The sequence below is a fragment of the Erwinia sp. PPS120 genome, from assembly GCF_047918655.1.
GTDB classification, from domain to species: Bacteria; Pseudomonadota; Gammaproteobacteria; order Enterobacterales; family Enterobacteriaceae; genus Erwinia; species Erwinia tasmaniensis_A.
This window is the reverse complement of record NZ_JBLREF010000024.1, coordinates 1-4169: the sequence shown is the minus strand read 5'-3', so window position 1 is coordinate 4169 and position 4169 is coordinate 1. Positions and strand designations below refer to the sequence as shown.

The window sequence follows — 4169 nt, the reverse complement described above, 5'->3', positions numbered from 1 at the left end:
TCGGACACCTCACCGTATTTTTGCTGGCACACTGTGCCTGGGCGCTAATGTAGGTAAAAGCCGGGGCAGGGTCAACTCCCTTTATGAAAATTCCCGTTCGTTTAGTCAGTTTTACAGCATGTTGCTGCTTAAACAGGCGAATGGCCGGATAAATTACGAAAAGCCCGCGTCCATAAAGGTAATCATGCGGCACTCTGTGCATAATGATGCACTTTTCTGCACCAGATAATCATGAGGGCTGTTGTGAATACCGCTGCTAAATATACTGATACCGCCGCCATTCGTGGCACCGGTGCGCTGTTCTTTATTCAGATCTTCGCTACCCTCGGCTTTGCCGTGCTCTATTCGACCCTGGTGCTCTACGCCACCAAACGGCTGGGATTTAGTGAAGGCAAGGCCAACGCCATGATGGGCGTTTTTGGCGCGTTCAATTACGGGCTGCACCTGTTCGGGGGCTATCTTGGCGGACGCTTCCTCAGCAACCGTATTCTCTTTGTGCTGGGTATGCTTCTCCAGGTTATCGGCTGTTGGGTGCTTGCCGGGCAAAGCGTAGAAGGGCTGTACTGGGGGCTGGCGATGTTCCTTACCGGCAGCGGGCTGAATGTCACCTGCATTAATATGATGCTAACCCAGCGTTTTAAACCTGAGGATAACCGCCGTGAGACTGCGTTTCTCTGGAACTATGCCGGGATGAATCTCGGCTTCTTTCTGGGCTTTACCGGTGCGGGTTACTTCCAGCTGAGCGAGCACTATCATTCGCTGTTCCTGTTTGCCACCCTGGGCAACATGGTCGCCATCGTCATCTCGCTGCTGTGCTGGAAAATATTGGCGGATATTGACACGCCGCTGCTGCACGTCAGTAAAAAGCAGTTCAGGCTGCGGATGGTGGGAGGAGCGATCATTCTGGCGGTGCTGGTGCCACTTGTGCGGCTGATGCTGACCCACGCCAGCTTTACCGGCTCTTTTGTCATCGGGCTGGGAGTGATTATTTTCCTGCTGCTGGCACTGACTACGCTGCGCCACAGGCCGCGCGAAGAGCAGCGTAAAATGACGGCCTGGCTGATTCTGGCGCTGGGTTCGCTGGTATTCTGGACGCTATATCAGCTTGCCCCCATGGGACTGATGCTGTTTACCGAGCACAATATCAACCTGAACGTTTACGGCATCCAGATTGCTCCTCAGTGGGTACAAAACATCAATACGCTGGTGATTGTTATCGGCGGGCCGCTGCTGGCGCTGGGTTTCCGCAATCTGCGCGAGCGCGGCTGGCGTATTGACATCCCTCTGCAGTTTGCCTCATCACTGTTCTTTATGGGGTTGGGAATGCTGGTCCTGCCGCTGGGCATCCTGCTGGCGGGCGGTGATGGCCAGGTGGCGTTTAAATGGATTGTTATTAGCTACGTGCTGCAAAGCCTCGGTGAACTGCTGCTCTCACCGATCGGCTACGCGATGATCGGCAAGCTGGCACCGGCCCGCTACCAGGGCATTATGATGGGCTGCTGGATGATGGTTACCGGCGTGGCATCGGTGCTGGCGGGATATGTGTCAGGTCTGATGCCCGAAAACAGCGGCAGCACGCCGCTCCTGACTAATCCGGGCTACAGCCATATTTTCAGCCTGCTCGGCTGGGGAAGTGCGGTGGTCGCGCTGATCCTGCTGATGCTTATGCCGCTGTTGCGCAGGCTGATTGAGCCTGCTGCCGCACGCTGATATAACCTGGGATGCCTGGCGTATCCCGGGATTGTTGCTTGCCATCCGCGCGTTTTTACCCGAGCCTGTTAAAAAAGAGGAGATCATACGTGGACGTCATTTTTTATCACCCATCCTTTCGCGCCGATAAATGGATTGCGGGCCTGCAGCAGCGTCTGCCGCAGGCGCGTATTCGCCAGTGGACGCCCGGCGACGATGCGCCCGCCGACTATGCGCTGGTACGACAGCCGCCGGTAGAGATGCTAACGGGGCGCACGACGTTAAAAGGCGTATTTGCGCTGGGGGCAGGCGTGGATGATATTCTCGCGCAGCTGCGGCAGTATCCCGCTATGCTGCCCGCCGGGGTGCCGCTGTTCCGGCTTGAAGATACCGGCATGGCCCGTCAGATGCAGGAATACGCGGTATATCACGTGCTCGGCTGGTTCCGTCGCTTTACGGAGTATCAGCAGCAAAAAGCGCAAAGCCTGTGGCAGCCGCTGCCGAATTATTCCCGCAGCGACTTCAGCGTTGGCATTCTCGGCGCGGGCGTACTGGGCGGCAGCGTGGCGGAGAGCCTCCGGGCCTGGGGCTTCCCGGTGCGCTGCTGGAGCCGTTCACCGAAAGATCTGCCAGGGGTCAGCAGTTTTTACGGTGACGATCGGCTGAGTACGTTTCTGAACGGCTGTCAGGTGCTAATCAATCTGTTGCCCAATACGCCGCAGACTACGGGTATACTCAACCGCAAGCTGATGCAGCAGTTAAAACCTCAGGCATTTATTTTCAATCTGGCGCGGGGCGCGCATCTGGTTGAGGATGATTTGCTGGCCGCTATCGGGGCGGGTGAGGTAAAGGCCGCCGCACTGGATGTCTTTGCGCGTGAACCGCTGGATAAACAACACCCGTTCTGGACGCATCCGGCCATTGCCATTACGCCCCATAATGCCGCGGTCACGTTACCTGACGATGCGATGGACTATATTGCACAGGCCATCCGCCTGTGCGAGGCGGGGCAGATGCCGTCAGGCCGCGTTGACCTTTCGCGCGGCTACTGAATGCATCCGTACGTGACCCTGTCACATTTTACTTATGATGAGACATACCATGAATGAATTTTCAATTCTCTGTCGCCTGCTGGGTTCACTGTATAACCGTCAGCCTCAGGATCCCCTGCTGGTACCGCTGTTCACGCTGCTGCGTGAAGGCAAGCTGCAACAGCACTGGCCGCTGGAGCAGGACGAGTTGCTGCTGCGTCTGCAACAGAACAGCGATCCCCAGGCGCTGGCAACGGACTACAATGCGCTGTTTGTGGGCAGTGATTGCCGCGTATCGCCCTATGGTTCGCATTGGGAAAACGGCCCGGTTGAGTCTGAAGTGCGGCGCTTTCTGCAAAGCCGCGGGATGCCGCTAAGCGATGCGCCTGCCGACCATATTGGCGCGCTGCTGCTGGCTTCCTCCTGGCTGGAGGATCAGTCCGAAGCGGATGAGTTTGCGGCACAGCTCACCCTGTTTGATGACTACCTGCTGCCGTGGTGCGGTCAGTTCCTCGGCAAAATTGAAGCCCATGCCACAACGGCATTTTACCGCACCCTGGCGGCGATCACCCGCGAAGCGCTACAGGCAATGCGCGACGAGCTGGAAGAAGATAACGAAAGCTGAGGTGGGGGGACAGGCTGAAAACGGACGAGGGTCCGGGCATATGCATCAGCCCTTATAAAGGACAGGCTGAGTCGCCGTCAGCGGCGATACAGGGGATTGAACGGGCGCATACGTTGGGTAAATAGCGGGGAAAACAGGCCGATCAGGGACGGCATCAGAAAGTCCTGTACTACCGAGTGGGTAAGAAACTGAATATCCGCTAAACCGCAGAGGCCACCACGTACAGTTGTTCTCAGATATGCCGTATTCAGGCACTCAACATAAATAAAGTTTTTACTAACAGAAAATTTTTTTGATGATGATAAATAAGGAGGTCTTAACAGCCAGTTACGGATCAAGGATGGAACTCTATGCCACCTGTAAACCCACCGACCCCCATCTCATTAACCAATATATCCTGGGTATCCCGGGATAGTTCAAAGCCGGAAGACCAGGATATCTGGTTTGACGCCATTGACCACGTTGAAATGGAAGAGAGCTGGTTTGAGGGGGCTGAAGCCTTTGACAGCCATGAAGAACATCAGGCTGACCCGTCATCTTCTGCCGGAGAAGCGGCTGATTCCCGGGTTCCGTTCACGGAAGACTGCCGCCGGGGGGGTCAGCAGTTTGTCCGTACCCTGGGATAATACGGGGAGAGCAGAATGCTCTCAGCCTGCCTTTCTAAAATACTTCCCGGCACCCCGGTCAGTCTCGTGATCGCAGCAAACAGCCTGTATACCGCAGTAACTGAACGACGGAATATCGATACCGCAGCAGTGCATGCCCTCGGGCTGGCATCAGGGTACCTTCCTGAGAATATTAATTTTATTAGTCGCGACTTGATC

Annotated in this window: 5 protein-coding genes and 1 pseudogene; all 6 read left to right on the top strand. The window is 56.0% G+C overall.

Annotated features, from left to right (window positions below; translation table 11 throughout):
• The first annotated feature begins 243 nt into the window (after nt 1–243).
• Nucleotides 244–1710, top strand: a complete 1467-nt coding sequence (locus ACLRGG_RS13875; protein ID WP_416250329.1) for a peptide MFS transporter — start codon at nt 244–246, stop codon at nt 1708–1710.
• Between the two features lie 89 nt (nt 1711–1799).
• On the top strand, nt 1800–2741 hold the full coding sequence (gene ghrA, locus ACLRGG_RS13870) for a glyoxylate/hydroxypyruvate reductase GhrA (RefSeq protein ID WP_416250328.1): 942 nt from the start codon (nt 1800–1802) through the stop codon (nt 2739–2741).
• A 49-nt stretch (nt 2742–2790) separates the two neighbouring features.
• Nucleotides 2791–3345, top strand: coding sequence for a TorD/DmsD family molecular chaperone (locus ACLRGG_RS13865; RefSeq protein WP_416250327.1), 555 nt, complete (start codon nt 2791–2793; stop codon nt 3343–3345).
• Between the two features lie 57 nt (nt 3346–3402).
• Nucleotides 3403–3545: pseudogene (locus ACLRGG_RS13860) on the top strand (recombinase family protein); the annotation flags it as partial.
• Between the two features lie 150 nt (nt 3546–3695).
• A complete protein-coding gene (locus ACLRGG_RS13855) occupies nt 3696–3971 on the top strand; it encodes a hypothetical protein (RefSeq protein WP_416250326.1) in 276 nt (91 codons plus the stop codon).
• Nucleotides 3972–3986: 15 nt separating this feature from the next.
• The coding region (locus tag ACLRGG_RS13850; RefSeq protein WP_416250324.1) for a hypothetical protein at nt 3987–4169 on the top strand (183 nt) is incomplete at its 3' end.

What these genes read in the sequence shown, in the direction of transcription:
- ACLRGG_RS13865 (WP_416250327.1), top strand. Translation starts at nt 2,791, where the DNA reads ATGAATGAATTTTCAATTCTCTGTCGCCTGCTGGGTTCACTGTATAAC.
- ACLRGG_RS13855 (WP_416250326.1), top strand. Translation starts at nt 3,696, where the DNA reads ATGCCACCTGTAAACCCACCGACCCCCATCTCATTAACCAATATATCC.